Raw genomic sequence first — 15,274 nt, 5'->3', positions numbered from 1 at the left:
ATGGGCATAGGTTCATCGCCCATTTGAATAACCACTATTGACAACAATCTATATCTATGATTCACAATAAAACAAAAAAAGAAGGGGACTTATCGTCACCCCTCTTTCACTTCATACCACCATCCGTTTTGTTCCATAAACTCTTTCATTTTTGCAATTGCAGCAGGATCATTGAAACCGCCTGTCACAAAATAGTTAGCTTTCACTTTCGGTACACCTGTCAACTTCTCTAACGTATACCCATTATTTAGGTAGTTTAGGTCAACTTCACCTGATACACCTTGCAGTCTACCGGTTTCTGTATATTGCCATATATCACATGGGAAGTCAGGCTTCTTACCGCCATAACGTGGAATCCATACAGCTTCTACACGCTGTAACTTGTCAACCTGATATTGTCTATACTTATGATGTCCAACATATACACCTACACGCTGTGCGCCTAGTCTATATAGTTCATCAATGAAGGCTTGTGTTCCGGCTCTCATATCAGACATTGTGTCCTGTTCAATATCTGCAAACCAAATCTTTGCATCCTTGTCACCACGTTCCCAAAAGTCACGTGCTTCGATTTTAGCATCATTTTCAGATACAAAACGGCAGAATGCGTAGTTCCCAAAAGGCACACCGTACGCTTTACACCCTGTTACATTCTTCTTATATTCTCTGTCTACTACTCTACTTCCGTCTTGTACACGTAAAATAGCAAAGTCTAACACCTTACCTGTAACACTCCAATCTACTGTTTCATGATGTGATAAATCAGCAATTACTGTCATATTAATTCCCCCTTATATTTGTCCTTCTTCTAAAATATCAATCGCATTTTTAAACTCTGGTAATGTCTTCATATATTCATAACCTTGTTTGTGATAGTTAGGTGCAGAATCTAAAATAGATGGTTTAAACCCGTATTGCAGTCTGTTAATTACATTCCCCTTTTGGTCATCATCATACAAGATAACTTGCACTGTCATATATGTTTTATCACCATTAATATTTACAATTTGTAGATAAGCTTTCGGGAAGTCTAATTGCTTCCCGAACACCTCCATACCGTACGTAATTTGTAAGGCCATTTGTAACCCTCCTTATACATTTTTGAATATGCACCCATTCGCTAAACCATATCGCCATTTTACAGATTGGTTATAAGGTACAATTGTGATGTCACCGTTCCAAGAGATCTGTAGTACACCATTAATCGCTTCGTAGTTCTCACCTATTAAATTTATAGGAAGACGTTGTGTTGTTTTGGGCGCATCAGATTGTATGTTTCCTAGTAATAGGTTTCCGGTGCGTAGCGTGTTAAAAGGTAAGGAGAAGTTGAAATACATCTTTTCTCCTTCTATAGCGTATTTATAATAAGGTGCATATGAAGTTAATAAATCAGCTTCTAAACTAGGAATTAGATTGAAGTTTCTAATAAACGATTTTGCAGGTTTCACATAGCTTGTTTTATCCCTTTCATATCCCTCAAATAACATACACCAATTCATTACAGCGCTTCTGTTTAAATCTGTACTACCAGACCTACCTATACCAACCGCTATTTTGTCGGCTATATCGTCTAGTAAGTAAGGGAAGTAAAACGTTGTAATACCGTTATATTTTCCTTTTTTCCCATAGTCCGTATAGATCGTTTTGTTATTGACTTGTAAAACAAAGTAACAATCATCTGTTAATACATTTCCATCAAATACAAATGAATAGTATTTTCCTTTTTTTAAAGGCTCGGCTAGTGTGTATGTATAGACCTGAGTGGTATTGCTAACATTTCTTACAACATCGCCTTCATACAGCAGGTTTGAAGACTGTACTTGACTATCCACGCTAGAAAAAGGGAACCTTGCAGCGATTACACATTGTGACATGTATTCGTTTGTCGCATCATAGTAAACACTACTAATACCGTTATCAAATTGTAGGGTAGACCAATATGATTCGTTTTTCTTATTTAGAAATACCGCTACATGGTCGATTTTCATAAACGCATTCTCTCTTAATTCTTTTGCTAAATCTCCACCCATTTCACGGTTTGTCCAACTGAAAAATAACACGTCACCCGGTTCTACATTTGAAAAGTCGCTATTCGGTTTATAGGAATATCCTTTTTCAAACGCATATCTAGCTATTTCATTTGCAAAACGGTACTTGTATCCATCTAAATTTTGAAAGAATAGTTTTGAGTTTACATTTTCGTTTTTTACATAGCGTGACTGATCGTAGGGAATACCGTGAATTAATAGATTTGCAAAGGAGCTACAATCTATTTGGTATTTTCCATTGATAGGGTCAACCTTTGCATCGTAAGGCGTAGCAATGTTCCCATATGAAAGTGTATTCACTTTTTCAACATAGGTTTGTGCAACTTCAATCATTCTTTCAATACTACCTTTTGTATTCTGTATGGTTGATGAGTTTTCTGTTAACACATCATTTACTTGTTTAAAGCTAGTAGGATACGTTTTTGTTTCTTCTACATATCTTTCAACTTCAAGCCCTGTCATATAAATAGAATAGGAAGAAAGCATGTTGAAATATAAGTAGTTATTTTGTTTTGCTATAGCTGATAGGTCTAATAGGATAGAAACTTTATTCCATTGGTCATGGTCACCTAAGTAAACAACATCACCTTGAGAATAAGCCATTCTAATATTCATTTCTTTATTTGATTCTGAAGGATAGACCCAAAAAGAAACTTTAAGTTGTTCGTACTGTAACATTGTTTCTGTTAGTAGAAAGGCAAAATCTTTGTTTGGATCAGTAGATGATTCATACCCTTCGGATTGAATGAACAACGATTTTTTATCAGGAATAAAAGAGTCCTTTGTCGCTTCAAATGTATAAATCTTACTTCTAGACTGAATGTAAGGCATTTTCACAAAATCTGTATTTCTAACTAGGTTTCTACCTTGTTGCTTTAAGACATCAAACTTTTCATTTATATTCCCTACTGAATTTGTGTCACGTAATAGTTGCCTAATAATTTCTTTTTCTCTTGTTGAACCCCAGTTATTAAAGTGACTGTGTTCTGTATACCGTGTTTCCAAAACGTTACCCCCTTAGTGCTACAATTCCAGTAGCAGTTGTTCCGGTAGCTTTTACCTGTTTAACATGAAACGGGTAAACTGTACCTTGCAACAGGTTTAAAACAACGCTCACACCGTTCATAAATGTAAGAGCAACGTCACCTGTTTTTGCTACAGTAATAGCTAACGTTTCGCTAAAATTCGCTGTATCATGCGGTGTAATGATTTCAGCGTTTTTATAGTAAGTAGGTAGTAGCTGATTGGTTACTTCTACTTGCTGTAATGTAGGAAAATTATCTACTGATACCGTTTTGACAGGTGTAGGGAAGTTATCCACTGATACTGTCTTAACAGGTGCAGGGAAGTTCTCGACCGACACTTTACCAGCTACATTTTGTGTAGTGGGGAAATTATCAATGAGTACATCCTGTTTGTCAGGGAAGTTACCAACATGTACAATACCAAGCACTTGATCGCCTGTAAGTGGTACAGTATCGAGTGATTGACTTAATGCTGATGCTTCAAATTCGCCTTCCCATGTTTCTAAATCAATTACAATTTCTTTCGTTGATTCCTGATATAAAAACACTTGAGTCATTGTTTTTGGTCTTGAATATAGTTTCCTACCTAATGGCGGAATTTTGATAGCATACTCGTTTTTGCTTACCCCGGCACTTGTTGACAAGTAAATTTCTGTATCATTACGGTTTGTAATTAAAATGTAGTTTGGTTTTGTGTCCTGAAAATATTGTGTGATAGGTGTCTGGGCGGGTAACGTGACACGGGATTCCCTCCAGGTCTTTTCATCGAATTTTGACATGATTGTCACTCCTTATAACTTTATTTTTAAATCAGGGAACGCTTGGAAGAAGAAATATAGTGCAATGATTAAAAAGAGAATAATGATGACAGCACGTACAATACCTGTAAATGCTGTATGTATCCAAGTCTTGTCACCATTTGACGAAGACGTAGCCCCGCCACCAGACGTTGTTAAATCCCCGCCACCATCACCCTTAGGTCTATCAATTAACGTTTTGTCACCTACATACATTTTCCCGGCTTGGTGTTTCCCTTCTTGCCACCCAACATGTACGTGATCATAGTGACCCGCAGTTTGCCATAACACTTCCGTAAATAACGGTGACGTTTTCGCCCATTTTGCAAATTGGTCCATTTGCTCTTTTGACCCGGCGAAGTCCATCGCCATGCCTTGGGAATGGCTATCAGGCTTCCCGCTCGGTCCTGTTGAACCAGAACGGAATCCTGATGTAAAACGTAGACCGAGTGACAAGGCTTTGTCATACGCTTGTTTGAGTTTGTCGTTGAGTTTCAACCCGTTTGTATCCGCCACCTTGTCCACCGCCTTTCTTCCGTTTTTTTACTGATCGTGTGACAGTCTTTGCTCCTTTTGTTGCCGTAGCTTCGACTTGTGGGAATGCCTTGGCAAAAAAGAGAACACAAGCCACAAAGCATAAAAGAATAAGCAAGGCACGAATGACACCGCCACTGATTGCATTGAAAAGTCCACGTTTATCATCCCCTCCACCAGACGGGAGCGAACCCCCTCCGGTGAACGGTGTCCCATCATCATATTTATTCAATCCATTTTGTTCGATAATTTTAATCAGTTGTCCCGCATAGTTCGGGTCTGTCGCATAACCACCCGCTTTGATACCTTTTGCAAAGTCTTGGTATGTTTTCGCTCCTTGCAAGTGTTTTGAGTAGTTAGCGTTTTGCAATAGCTTTGCATGGTCTAGCATGGATTCGTAATAGGAATTGTACTTTCTAAAACCAGAAACACGTCCCCCGCCTTTGTCATACTCCATAGACCATACAGAGGTGGTACCGGCAGGACCGACACCTTTAATACCGAATAAGTTTTTTGAGTTATAGGCAAGCCCGGACATTCCACCGGGATTACTTCCAGATGATTCAAATATCATTTGTCCTAGAATAATACTTGCGGGAATCCCTGTTTCTTTTTGTATGCGCTGTGCATCATTTATAAATGGTTTAACATCTAAAGCCATTGGCTACCACGCTCCGGTATGCGACCCCGGTTTCGGTGCATCGTTTGTTTTTACTTTTTGTGCTTCGCTATACACGGTATACCCTTTTTCCCTCGCGTTTTTCGATACATCTAATAACATCTCTTGGTCAGCGGTGTATCCCTTTACAGCATAATATGTGCGATCACCCGCCCATCCATTTTCTGAACGGAATTTCTCAATGGTAGTAGATGAGATACCTTGACCGATTAACCAAGATTGCATTTTTAAGGCGCTCGCTTCATCCGCATAATCACCGCTACGGTATTGGTATACTTCTGAAGGTGGCTTTTTACCAGTCGCTTCTAAAAGAGAATTCATCATCTCTTCTTGATGTCCAATCAGTGCATTCATTTGATCGTTCATCAAAGCATTTTGCGGACCGAGTGTCGGATAATTTGTAAGGTAATCCGGTATTTCTTCTTGTTCTGAAGATGAAGAAGACGACTTACCACGACTCATGACAAGAAAGAAACCAATCACGGCTAACCCTCCACCGAAAAATAGCATCTTTTGGTTTTTTGACAGCTTCCCTTTTTTGCCGGACGATCCACCCGCAGCAGGTACAATTTCAGACATATGTCACACCTCCTATATCCCCATAATGGCATCGCCTAAATACTCACCATGCGGGAAATCTTTATCTGATATTGTGCTATTTTGTAAATTAAATTGCACTTGTTCATAAGGCATTTGTGAAGGTTCTGGTGTAATGATACGAACCCTTTTATTTTCATGATGAACAAGCATAGAATAGTGTCCCATGTAATGGTCACACCCGATTTCTAATGAAGTGGAGGGCGTATATAACGCCTTCTCCAAATGATTTATTCCTTGTCCATTCATCATGCTACGATATTCTGGTTTCACGTTAACCCCTCCTATCGTCCTTGTAGCGTTTTAATACCGCTGATTGAATTCGTTGCAATCGTGCTAATAATAGATGTTGTTTGTTTACCGTTTGATAGGAACAAATAAATACCTATTAATACACCAATGCCTGCAATCACATCAAATACTCTGTTCATGCGTTCACCCCATTTAATAGTTTTTTCATTTTATCGCTATTTAGAACAACCATAGAAAGCAATACAAGTGTCAAGAAACCTTCCGTCACTTTTTGGTTTGTAAAAGTTTGCAATAAAATTGTTATGATTAGAAAGAAAATAATGAAGGGCATGGACTGTGTAAATTCTTTCAATTAAAACCACCCCTTTACATCGTTCCAAAGGTCTTCCCAGCTATAACCGAGCCACCCTCTATCTTTATAAGCACTTACTTTTTTACTGTTTGTACTGTTTTTATGCAGCCTGTCTAGTGTCTCTTTTGTTTTGTTAGATACTTTGAAAGGCGGTTTATATAGAACATCAGCTACTTTATCATCCGCTTTTTTCTGAGCTTCCCTTGTATCTTTAGCAGTTTCTTTTACGGACTCTTTTGCACCGTCCACTACTTTTTCCGTCACATCACTTGCAATATCACCTAGACTTGGTACGTTTAAATCTGGAGCAATCATTTTCGCTACACGTGACAAACGTTTTTTACCGACTAGATCATCAAATACAAGCCACAAGAAAATGATAGACAGTGTTAAAAAAGTTAACCCTTTTGCATCGTTATTCACGTGACATCACGCCTTCTTTTTTCGGATAACAAAGAACCATAACGCAAGAATCCCCACGACTAAAATTAATGTTTTACTCATGCGTAACACCTTGCTTTTCGTCATTATCGTCCATATACTTTTCAAGACGAATCATGATTTTTGTATTTGTCTCTAAGGTCTTTTGCATTGTCATCATATGGTAGACGTAAGCGAAAATAGGAAAACCTACACTACCGATAAGCATTTGTATTGCTTGAGCATCCATCGTTAACCCCTCCCAAAGTATCCTAGTAAAATAACAATAACCATTACAATACCAATCGAACGCCATATGTTACCGCTTGTTACAGGGCTATGTGACGCTTTCATATCTGTAGCAATCTTTTGATCGTCTGGTAATGCTACTTGGTCTTCTGGTTCTGGTACTGTTACTAGACTTGTATTCAAGTAACCCATACCCGGATATAAATCCGCTGTATGATGAAATAAACTCGCCATTTGTTTTCCTCCTTATAGAAAACGAAAGGAGCAAAGCCCCTTATCGTAATCTTGATAATGTTTCAGAAACTACCGTAATACGACCCGGTTTTTGTGACCCGAAACGTACCCAGAATTCTGTTAGACGTTCTGTATCAATATAGTCACGGCTACCACCTAGATTTGTAATACCTTGGTTACTGAAGTCAAAGACATACATTCCTTTTGGGAGTGGGTAACCGAGTTGCATATGATTTAAATGTGTCAACGCTAACGGGTCGATATTGTAAGGCGTGTCAGCTTGGTTAAACACGAGTTCAATGTTTCCGTTAAAGTCTTCTGGAGCCATTGGGTTTCCATCCGCATCTTCAATATAGAAAATGAGTTTGCGGTAGATCGTACCGACGTTTAATTTGACGATGTTTTGTCCACCACCTGAGAATAAGTCCGCTTTTGAGTGAACAATTTTCAGTACACTAATATCAGGGAACGCTTCCGGCATAGGTGGAATGGTAAACGTTTCTAACATCGGTGTAATCTTCATTGATTTAAAATCAACACGATCATTATTTGTGACGTTTAATTTAAATGCTTTTTTCAGTTCGTCTACATCAACCGATAGCTTTACATTTGTTTCCGCATTCTGTAATAGGAATAGCCCGACTGGGTCACGTTCATTTAGTGATACAGGAATTGGGATTGTAAAATTAATTTTCGCATCCGTTCCACCTGTAGAAGATTTATTTTCTACATACACCATAGATTGCGTGTTAGCACCCGGATATAATACTTCTGGGCGTTGTCGTAATACGTTATACATAAACAAGTCACGTCCTGATGTAATGAAAGGTGTGAAACCATTATTGAAATCTAATGTCACACGTCGTAAAATACCATAAGGTGACAGTGCATCCTTTTCGATTGTCCCTGCATTTGATTTCAGCGTTGCAACCGCTTGAACATTTAATAAGATGCGGGATAATAATCGTGTTTTTGGTAGCTCAAATTCTACGCTCGAAAGTTCACTTGTCACCGATTTTGTCGGTAACATTTGAAAGTTTTGTCGTGTTTGTTGTGCGAATAATTGTGCACGCTGCTGCGGTGATACTTTTGTTTTCGTTTCAGCCATTTTCTACACTTCCTCTGCTATTGTTTTTACGAATGGTACGTTATATTTCCCACTCACTTTTTTAATTAGGTAGATAAAAATCATTGTCACAAATGTTGTGATAAACATATTAATCCACCATTTTGGACTAAATAGATTCATATTGTTTTCCTCCTTTATACGGCTTGTACCACTTCACTTAATCCGGGTACAGGATATTTCGTAAAGATAACTTTTGCCATGACCGTAAACATAATGATAATCAGCCATAGCACGATGAGGTTTTTCATACCAACCCCTGCAAATTTACCCTCCACATGATCACCTCCTTATAGTTTCAGTTCCGCTAAAACAGGTTCATCCCATCCGCTACGGAAATACCAAAACTTACGATATCCGGGCTTTTCTAGAAATTTCATAGCCCCGGTTGTCTTTGCAATCTTCTCCCTATCTTGCGGTAAGTTCATGTCAAAGATAAAAAAGTGTGTAGCGTTACCCATAACAATGGCGGGAATCTCTGCCGGACGTTGTGTACAAGCCCATACAGTCGCTTCTTTACTACGTCCACGTGTCATTAATCCTTTTAAATAAGGTGGATACTTGAAGTGTGACGGACAGACTTCCATTAACTCATCAATCCATAGAATTGTATTTTCACGCATATAAACCCATTTCATAAGCTTGTCATAGTATTCTTGTTCCTGTTCTTCAAAGATAGGAGCATAGATGATTTTTCGTGTCTCTACATCGTCAATATCTGCTAAACGCTCAACGACGGTATAGTCTTTCCCCTCTACTAATCCACGCCATATTGGTTCTTTCTTTTTACGCCTTTCATGCACTTCCCCTTTTGTATCGAGTTTCACGACGTCGACGTCTGTCACACCTGATAAGTACACTTCAGCCGTAAAGCTTTTCCCTGTACCTGTCTGACCGGATAAAAACACATGCTCATCCGTGCCGATAGTTGTAAGACTCATGTTTCTTCACACCTTTCTTGCTATAACTCTTTTCGGTGCGTGATACTCCTTTACCACGTTTCAAAGCTTCCCTGCGCAAAATATAGGGAATCTTAGGGAGGACATGCTCTGTAAAGAATGATTCGTCCATGCGGTAGCTTTCATTCCCATATTCTAATGTGACGTACTTTTCGCCTATACAGGTAAACCATTCTTCCATAATAGGAAAGTGCGGTTTCCATTTGTAATTCCATTCAAACAAGGGGATTGGATAGATACATCTACTCGCCCGAATGATAACCATGTTGGACATAGTCAATCACATCCCGTAACTTGTCACACGCTACATCTAAATTGTGGTCAAGTTCTGTACTAGACTCCAACACTTGGTGGAATGATTTCAGATATGAACCCGCCAACATTCGTAAGTGCATCGGTAGGTTGTTTGCGACTTGGTCCGCTACTAGCTGGAGCCTTTCCGCTTTCGTTTGTGCTGGTTCTGTTGGTATTTGAATTTGCTCTAACATATGGGTTTTGAACCTCCTTCTTTTTTGGTTTTGATGCTTGCCATGCGATAAACTTTGGTGCGAGAATCGTAAAACATGCATTTGCAAGTGCAATATGGTCTGCATATTCTCCCAAAGATTCCCCAACATTCGACTTTGCCATAATGCTAGATAATGGTGTGACGATTTGTTCAGCTTCATCAGGTGATAGCATCCACATTTCCATTCCCGGACGTGACGCCATGATCGTAGACATGGTAAGCAACATAATTTTAATTTGGTCACCGTTTGCCGGTGATGATGTTTTCTTGCTAGCTGCTGCTTTTTTATTGGCACGAGATTTACGCTGACGTTCGGCTGCCTTTGCTTTTTTCTCTGCTTCTTTATCAGCTTCCGTTCCCGGTACTTCTACAGCAACCACTTTAGGAATTTTCCCACTGGATTCTGCGGTATTGGTTCCGGCTTGGGTTCCTCTTCCTCCTCGTCGTCTTCCTCCGGTTCCGGTGGTGCTTTCGGTACTGGTACTTTTTGCGTTCCCTCCGGTTGCTCCGTTGGGTTGATTAATTTCGCTATGTTCTTGACTAGATTGTTTGCCCATGCTGGCGCCTCCTCATCGCTTTTTGGTTCTTCCTCTTCTTCCTCTTGATCATCTTCCTCCGGTTCTTCCTCATCTTTCTTTTTAGCAAAGAATTGGAAGTCACCTAATCTATACTTTGGTTTCTCTTCTGCATGTTTTAATTCATCAAGTGATTTCATGTGACTCACTCCTTAATCGAATGTTTGTTCTTATAAATCTACTATAATACGAACGATTGTTCTGTGTAACGTCACACGTGTGTCATTTTGGACAAATAAAAAAGACTAACCGTGACGGCTAGTCTTTTACTTTCTTTTCTAGTTCTTTAAGCTCCTTATAATCTTCTTTTGTAATTTGTAATAGTCTATCTAATATGTATTCCTTTGCTACGACTTGTTTGCTAGATTGTGATAGTTCGACGATAAAGTCAAGCAATTTGTCACGCATAGCTTTTCCTCCTTTTTAGTACAGTTGGATTGCTCGCGGTCTATGATGTAATCTCTTAATTCGTCCCTTACTTTCCAATTGTAATAGATATCGGTGTGCGGTTTTGTGGCTCACATACATACGACTTGCCATGTCACGCACAGACGGGGCAAAACCAAACTCTTCCATATACCCCATTATACATTCTAACGCATCCTGTTCTCTTTCGGTTAACATTGTCATACCCCCATTAAACGGAATTCTTCTAACAAATCGTTTAATTCCCATCCTGCTTCCTCTGACCATACATCAATTGGAATACCTGTTTTGCGGAAATACTTACTTCTCACTGATCGTGGGAATTGTTTATATTCCTCATAATACATATCACCTTTAGACATGCATTTGATATACCCTAAATCATTTATTAATTCTTTAATATCGTCTACGTCATCATACATATCATTTAATTTCTTTTCGTATTCTTGGTAGTCTTTATAGTTCATTTCATCTTTTTTCGGTCCATAATCATAACGTGCATGTGGGCGTGTGACATTGTTTTTATAGTCAATAATACGTTTCTGTTCTAATAACAAATTAATTGATTTCTTCATTTCACGTTGTGTATCAAAATGCTCGTCCGCTTTTAACGTTGTAGAGAATTTCTTTCGGGCCTGATGTCCATCAAAAATATGTATTCTTTCCTGTTCGCCCTCTTTCATAATTTCAAGCCATTCTTTATAGTTATCAAAAGATATTTCTTCCATCTTGTCACGAGGAATACCTTTTGCACGAATCACTTCTTTTCCATTCTCATGACGTTCCGCATAGAATTTTGGTTGTAAAAAGATACCTTCTTTTATAACCCCTTCTAAATCCCATTTTCCATACTCTTCCTTATCTATCATGTTAGCATCCATCATAGACTCACATGCAATTGAATCCGTGTCACAGTACCCGATAACACCTTTTTCATGTTGTTCCTTTAACGCTCTATATAGCAAAATACGTGCGTATGCTGTTACGTATGAAGCAATATGAGGTTGAATATACATTGCCTTTGATTCTGATAAATACTCGGTAAATTCCATTTCAATACCGTTGTTCGTATGTTTGTGTACCCTATATTCAATACCTTTTTCTTGTAAATCATGTATGTCACGCATATCTCCATATGACGTTCTCTTTCTCTGCATACCAAACTTTCCATAGAGGGCATTCTGAATGAGTTTGGCGAAAATTTTCTTGGCACCCTCAGATGTTTTCTTTAATACTTCAAAATTCTCAACAAAGTCTTTAAAAATATATTCCATCTGTTCCCAATATACCATTTGATAAACAGCTTCTATTGTACACCCATTTCGTTCCGCTTCCAGTAGTTCGGGTAACGTCCATACACCTTCCAGTTTTCCAACTGGAAACAATAATTTACCGCTTGGGTCACGTTTTGGTAGTACAGGTAAATACATATCTTCCGGCACGTCTACCCGACACCACATGACACCTCCACCTACAGCACGACGTTTCCAGTGTCTCCATTTCTTTTCTGCTTGTCCATCTTTTAAAAGGTTTGGATATCCTACTGGAAACTTTGCTATTTTCATAACATACGGATATAAACTATTTACATCAAGGTGATACCCATTTTGCAAATGTGGTGTAAATACTTCTGTACGACCTCCATAATAAGAAAGTCGCACATGGTCTTCTAAGAAACGACCCCACTCCCCTGTATACCAATGAGTTGCTACCTTGTCATAGTCTTCCGAATATTGTTCTTTAAACACCCTCATAGAAAGTGAAGCCGTTGTAGGACATTTTACCAATGTTTCTAAATCTATACCTGCAATGTCCATAACAATAGAAAGAATCTCATGTAACGAACGACAGTCATACTCTAAATACTCATTTAATGTAGGGTCGTCAGCCGGAACATTTTCGAAATAGTTCCCCAGTGACTTTCTTTTATTAAAAGAACCATCCGCATTATAAATAGCATACCCCTGTTCTTTCATAATATCTGACAGGTCTTTCTTAGCATTATCTGTCAAACCAAAGTCTTTACATAACTTTTCTAATGTTCCGGGTAGCAATCTAAGGCTGTCATGTAGTATCATAGAGTCAGCATGTAATGTCACGACATTTCCATTGATAAAGATTGATTTAGCAAAACACACCCTATCACGTGTAAATAGAGTAGTTGCTATTTTACCTAAATCAAAATCTAAGTTATGGACGTATACGTGACATTCATAATTTTTATACTGATCAAATATGTTCAGTATTTCGTCAAAGGTATTTGCAACATAATAATTTTCACCGTCAAACAAACCGACCCGAAACACGTCGCCCGTCAAACCTCGTGTTTCTGTGTCTAGCGTTAAAAGTTTAGCCGACTTTTGACGCTCTTTTTTTGTCTTCTTACTCATTATATAAACCCCCTAGAAGTGGTTCGCACTTTCTTCTAAATCAAATTCCTCTTCTATATAATCAGCGTTCGCATGTGCTTCAGGATATGGTAACCTACGTAAATTCTTTATCAAGTCCAAAACAAACTCGTCTTTGTCTTCTACCGTATACAGCAAAACCATCATGTTCTCTAGTAAGTTTAGTAATGGTTTTAACTGTTTACCCTGACCGTGATACGCTTGTAAATACTTTCTAAAATGGTAAGCTCTTTGATGAAATGCTATTTCTTCTTTGTTTCCTACTTCCATTTCATAACCACCTATGTAACCCTGATTCATACCTGCACGTAACCAACCTTTTATACTAGCCTTTATACTGCTTGTACTTCTTTTCTTTGTACGATTCTTAATAAGATATAACGCTTCACTATCTGTCTCTTCCGTGACATCCTTATAAACAACTAGCAAATACTTAGAGTTAAATTCTGATAGAAACGATTCAATACGTGAAGGTTTCCATGATTTCATTCTGTTTGACTCTTTCGAATCAAAACCTAGTGAACGAAACATATGATAATTATCACGTTTCCGTTTTTTCTCTATCTCATGTTTGTACACTTTCTGTCTAGTAGAACCTTGTAACTTTGATATTTGTTTACTACTATATCCTAACTGCTTCAACGATCTATCTTGTTGCTTCTTTATTTGTTTCTTTCTTGTCCGTTTATTAGCCATATCCTCACCTGCCTTTGTATAAAGCTATTTGAACCTGTAAAGCCTTGTTACAGGTTCTAAAGCCTTACAAACTTCTATTTAATATAGAATCCATATACCCAGGCATTTCACCTTTAAAAATAGCTTGTAGCATATTTAACTCGTCTTGTGTAACGACTACTGATGATGTCTCCCCGTCAAGAGACTGTTTAATCACAATGTGACCTTTAAAAGATGTAAATTCAATGTCACGTTCATTTGTACGAATTGATACTTGTACTAAATCTTCTATCCCTTTCACCGTCACAACATCCTTTCTTTTTTTAAAAAAGAGGTTACACATAATGTGCAACCTCATTCATTTGTTATGAGAAATTAACCTTGTAATTGTAAAGTTAACGTTTTGAATCCTTTACGTGTTTTCACTTCAACAGGTACGATTTCTAAAGGCTCATTCCAAGGAGCTGGGCCTACGATACTAATAATCTTTTGAATAGATGACACAACGCCCTGTGAAATAGCGTGGTACGCTTTACCGTCTTTCGCAACCAATACAACACGTAACGCATCAACGTTTTCTTTTGTAACTTCATCTTCTAATGTAATAGCATGTGCAACCATATCTGTAATTTGTAACACTTCACCTCTATGATCTGCTAGAGCGTTTTCGCTTGAGTTAATAGCGTTATACATTTTAACCGCTGATTTACGGTCTGTTGCTTGGATAGATGAGAAGAATACTTCTTTTGAACCGTCTGCTGCAAAGATGTTAGGTGTTACTTTATCAACTGTCACGATATCATTTTTATTTACCTGCTCGTCCACTACCGCGATTTCGTTTACCTCTGTATTTAATTGATTAGTGTTTGTCATTTTCATTTCCTCCAGTATTTGAATTAATAAATTTGTTTAACCCGTCATTTGTAATTCTAACTTGCCCGCCAATTTTGATAGATTCTAACTTACCGTCAGCTATCCATCTTCTTACAGTTCGTTCACTTACTGATAGCATTTCAATGATGTCTTTTACAGTATAAAAAGTCATCGACATCTACTTCATCTCCTCACACCCTATCACGTTATGTATTATTTAAGTGTCATTCATTTTCATGTGTTTACCTTACATGACCTATATTAGCATGCTATGTCATGTTTTGACAAGATGAAATAATATTACAGTTATGTTACAAAATACGAACACTAACTCAGATGATAAAACGAATGTTCGATTCAGTAACTGTTCCTATTATAGCATTGTTGGAATATCTTGTCACACTTTTTCCAACTGGAAATTTGGAAAAATGTCAATAGGAAATTTACAAATATATGAAATTCATAAATCATGGATATAGCATGATGTCAATACCTATTCCCTATTAATTTATTAAATGGGCGGAACACCATGCCCAT

General features: G+C 38.0%; 25 protein-coding genes. All 25 read right to left on the bottom strand.

What is annotated here, in order from left to right; translation table 11 throughout:
• Positions 1-95: 95 nt before the first annotated feature.
• Entirely contained in the window at positions 96-779 is a 684-nt protein-coding gene (locus tag BC_RS27480; RefSeq protein ID WP_000215889.1) for a glycoside hydrolase family 25 protein, read from the bottom strand.
• A 12-nt stretch (positions 780-791) separates the two neighbouring features.
• Complete coding sequence (locus tag BC_RS27475) at positions 792-1,079, bottom strand: hypothetical protein (protein WP_001207867.1); 288 nt, start codon at positions 1,077-1,079, stop codon at positions 792-794.
• A 12-nt stretch (positions 1,080-1,091) separates the two neighbouring features.
• Complete coding sequence (locus BC_RS27470) at positions 1,092-3,053, bottom strand: hypothetical protein (RefSeq protein WP_000450149.1); 1,962 nt, start codon at positions 3,051-3,053, stop codon at positions 1,092-1,094.
• Positions 3,054-3,057: 4 nt separating this feature from the next.
• Positions 3,058-3,852 (bottom strand): spike base protein, RCAP_Rcc01079 family, encoded by a 795-nt coding sequence (locus BC_RS27465; RefSeq protein ID WP_000032648.1) that lies wholly within the window; start codon positions 3,850-3,852, stop codon positions 3,058-3,060.
• Positions 3,853-3,864: 12 nt separating this feature from the next.
• A complete protein-coding gene (locus BC_RS27460) occupies positions 3,865-4,386 on the bottom strand; it encodes a D-Ala-D-Ala carboxypeptidase family metallohydrolase (protein WP_011109764.1) in 522 nt (173 codons plus the stop codon).
• The gene (locus BC_RS27455; protein ID WP_011109763.1) at positions 4,334-5,065 is read right to left on the bottom strand and encodes a glycoside hydrolase family 73 protein; all 732 of its coding nucleotides are present in this window, start codon (positions 5,063-5,065) and stop codon (positions 4,334-4,336) included. The genes BC_RS27460 and BC_RS27455 overlap by 53 nt, the downstream gene beginning before the upstream one ends.
• 3 nt (positions 5,066-5,068) lie before the next feature.
• Positions 5,069-5,662, bottom strand: a complete 594-nt coding sequence (locus BC_RS27450; RefSeq protein ID WP_001290296.1) for a hypothetical protein — start codon at positions 5,660-5,662, stop codon at positions 5,069-5,071.
• A gap of 12 nt (positions 5,663-5,674) precedes the next feature.
• On the bottom strand, positions 5,675-5,953 hold the full coding sequence (locus tag BC_RS27445) for a hypothetical protein (RefSeq protein ID WP_000801967.1): 279 nt from the start codon (positions 5,951-5,953) through the stop codon (positions 5,675-5,677).
• Positions 5,954-5,964: 11 nt separating this feature from the next.
• Positions 5,965-6,111, bottom strand: a complete 147-nt coding sequence (locus tag BC_RS27830; protein ID WP_001082420.1) for a hypothetical protein — start codon at positions 6,109-6,111, stop codon at positions 5,965-5,967.
• Between the two features lie 173 nt (positions 6,112-6,284).
• Complete coding sequence (locus BC_RS27440) at positions 6,285-6,707, bottom strand: hypothetical protein (RefSeq protein ID WP_001057982.1); 423 nt, start codon at positions 6,705-6,707, stop codon at positions 6,285-6,287.
• 73 nt (positions 6,708-6,780) lie between these two features.
• Complete coding sequence (locus BC_RS27825) at positions 6,781-6,954, bottom strand: hypothetical protein (RefSeq protein ID WP_011109762.1); 174 nt, start codon at positions 6,952-6,954, stop codon at positions 6,781-6,783.
• Positions 6,955-6,956: 2 nt separating this feature from the next.
• On the bottom strand, positions 6,957-7,187 hold the full coding sequence (locus BC_RS27435; RefSeq protein ID WP_000157490.1) for a hypothetical protein: 231 nt from the start codon (positions 7,185-7,187) through the stop codon (positions 6,957-6,959).
• A 40-nt stretch (positions 7,188-7,227) separates the two neighbouring features.
• Positions 7,228-8,295, bottom strand: a complete 1,068-nt coding sequence (locus BC_RS27430; protein ID WP_000852326.1) for a hypothetical protein — start codon at positions 8,293-8,295, stop codon at positions 7,228-7,230.
• Positions 8,296-8,298: 3 nt separating this feature from the next.
• A complete protein-coding gene (locus BC_RS27820) occupies positions 8,299-8,436 on the bottom strand; it encodes a hypothetical protein (protein ID WP_165450347.1) in 138 nt (45 codons plus the stop codon).
• A gap of 14 nt (positions 8,437-8,450) precedes the next feature.
• Entirely contained in the window at positions 8,451-8,591 is a 141-nt protein-coding gene (locus BC_RS27425) for a hypothetical protein (protein ID WP_000398582.1), read from the bottom strand.
• A gap of 12 nt (positions 8,592-8,603) precedes the next feature.
• Positions 8,604-9,254, bottom strand: a complete 651-nt coding sequence (locus BC_RS27420; protein ID WP_000060307.1) for a hypothetical protein — start codon at positions 9,252-9,254, stop codon at positions 8,604-8,606.
• A 351-nt stretch (positions 9,255-9,605) separates the two neighbouring features.
• Positions 9,606-10,160, bottom strand: coding sequence for a hypothetical protein (locus tag BC_RS27415; RefSeq protein WP_164928355.1), 555 nt, complete (start codon positions 10,158-10,160; stop codon positions 9,606-9,608).
• Positions 10,148-10,495: a hypothetical protein gene (locus BC_RS27410; RefSeq protein WP_164928354.1), complete on the bottom strand. Its 348-nt coding sequence runs from the start codon at positions 10,493-10,495 to the stop codon at positions 10,148-10,150. Before BC_RS27410 ends, BC_RS27415 begins: the two co-directional genes overlap by 13 nt.
• 118 nt (positions 10,496-10,613) lie before the next feature.
• Entirely contained in the window at positions 10,614-10,763 is a 150-nt protein-coding gene (locus BC_RS27815) for a hypothetical protein (protein WP_165450346.1), read from the bottom strand.
• 15 nt (positions 10,764-10,778) lie between these two features.
• On the bottom strand, positions 10,779-10,931 hold the full coding sequence (locus tag BC_RS27405; RefSeq protein ID WP_244297837.1) for a LexA family protein: 153 nt from the start codon (positions 10,929-10,931) through the stop codon (positions 10,779-10,781).
• 50 nt (positions 10,932-10,981) lie between these two features.
• Positions 10,982-13,171, bottom strand: a complete 2,190-nt coding sequence (locus BC_RS27400) for a DNA polymerase (protein WP_000039472.1) — start codon at positions 13,169-13,171, stop codon at positions 10,982-10,984.
• 12 nt (positions 13,172-13,183) lie between these two features.
• Complete coding sequence (locus BC_RS27395) at positions 13,184-13,885, bottom strand: hypothetical protein (RefSeq protein ID WP_001284675.1); 702 nt, start codon at positions 13,883-13,885, stop codon at positions 13,184-13,186.
• 64 nt (positions 13,886-13,949) lie between these two features.
• Positions 13,950-14,165 (bottom strand): cytoplasmic protein, encoded by a 216-nt coding sequence (locus BC_RS27390; protein ID WP_113732235.1) that lies wholly within the window; start codon positions 14,163-14,165, stop codon positions 13,950-13,952.
• A gap of 74 nt (positions 14,166-14,239) precedes the next feature.
• Complete coding sequence (locus BC_RS27385; protein WP_000185743.1) at positions 14,240-14,737, bottom strand: hypothetical protein; 498 nt, start codon at positions 14,735-14,737, stop codon at positions 14,240-14,242.
• The gene (locus BC_RS27380) at positions 14,724-14,915 is read right to left on the bottom strand and encodes a helix-turn-helix domain-containing protein (RefSeq protein WP_011109758.1); all 192 of its coding nucleotides are present in this window, start codon (positions 14,913-14,915) and stop codon (positions 14,724-14,726) included. Before BC_RS27380 ends, BC_RS27385 begins: the two co-directional genes overlap by 14 nt.
• Positions 14,916-15,274 lie beyond the last annotated feature (359 nt).

This window comes from Bacillus cereus ATCC 14579, from assembly GCF_000007825.1.
In the GTDB taxonomy this organism is placed as follows: domain Bacteria; phylum Bacillota; class Bacilli; order Bacillales; family Bacillaceae_G; genus Bacillus_A; species Bacillus_A cereus.
Note: the sequence above shows the minus strand (reverse complement) of the source record. Positions and strands in the feature narration are given on the sequence as shown.

Excerpts from the sequence above, each read along its gene's own strand:
- BC_RS27480 (WP_000215889.1), bottom strand. The coding sequence starts at position 779 with ATGACAGTAATTGCTGATTTATCACATCATGAAACAGTAGATTGGAGT.
- BC_RS27475 (WP_001207867.1), bottom strand. The coding sequence starts at position 1,079 with ATGGCCTTACAAATTACGTACGGTATGGAGGTGTTCGGGAAGCAATTA.
- BC_RS27465 (WP_000032648.1), bottom strand. The coding sequence starts at position 3,852 with ATGTCAAAATTCGATGAAAAGACCTGGAGGGAATCCCGTGTCACGTTA.
- BC_RS27455 (WP_011109763.1), bottom strand. The coding sequence starts at position 5,065 with ATGGCTTTAGATGTTAAACCATTTATAAATGATGCACAGCGCATACAA.
- BC_RS27450 (WP_001290296.1), bottom strand. The coding sequence starts at position 5,662 with ATGTCTGAAATTGTACCTGCTGCGGGTGGATCGTCCGGCAAAAAAGGG.
- BC_RS27830 (WP_001082420.1), bottom strand. The coding sequence starts at position 6,111 with ATGAACAGAGTATTTGATGTGATTGCAGGCATTGGTGTATTAATAGGT.
- BC_RS27825 (WP_011109762.1), bottom strand. The coding sequence starts at position 6,954 with ATGGATGCTCAAGCAATACAAATGCTTATCGGTAGTGTAGGTTTTCCT.
- BC_RS27435 (WP_000157490.1), bottom strand. The coding sequence starts at position 7,187 with ATGGCGAGTTTATTTCATCATACAGCGGATTTATATCCGGGTATGGGT.
- BC_RS27430 (WP_000852326.1), bottom strand. The coding sequence starts at position 8,295 with ATGGCTGAAACGAAAACAAAAGTATCACCGCAGCAGCGTGCACAATTA.
- BC_RS27820 (WP_165450347.1), bottom strand. The coding sequence starts at position 8,436 with ATGAATCTATTTAGTCCAAAATGGTGGATTAATATGTTTATCACAACA.
- BC_RS27420 (WP_000060307.1), bottom strand. The coding sequence starts at position 9,254 with ATGAGTCTTACAACTATCGGCACGGATGAGCATGTGTTTTTATCCGGT.
- BC_RS27410 (WP_164928354.1), bottom strand. The coding sequence starts at position 10,495 with ATGAAATCACTTGATGAATTAAAACATGCAGAAGAGAAACCAAAGTAT.
- BC_RS27815 (WP_165450346.1), bottom strand. The coding sequence starts at position 10,763 with ATGCGTGACAAATTGCTTGACTTTATCGTCGAACTATCACAATCTAGC.
- BC_RS27405 (WP_244297837.1), bottom strand. The coding sequence starts at position 10,931 with ATGGAAGAGTTTGGTTTTGCCCCGTCTGTGCGTGACATGGCAAGTCGT.
- BC_RS27400 (WP_000039472.1), bottom strand. The coding sequence starts at position 13,171 with ATGAGTAAGAAGACAAAAAAAGAGCGTCAAAAGTCGGCTAAACTTTTA.
- BC_RS27395 (WP_001284675.1), bottom strand. The coding sequence starts at position 13,885 with ATGGCTAATAAACGGACAAGAAAGAAACAAATAAAGAAGCAACAAGAT.
- BC_RS27385 (WP_000185743.1), bottom strand. The coding sequence starts at position 14,737 with ATGACAAACACTAATCAATTAAATACAGAGGTAAACGAAATCGCGGTA.
- BC_RS27380 (WP_011109758.1), bottom strand. The coding sequence starts at position 14,915 with ATGTCGATGACTTTTTATACTGTAAAAGACATCATTGAAATGCTATCA.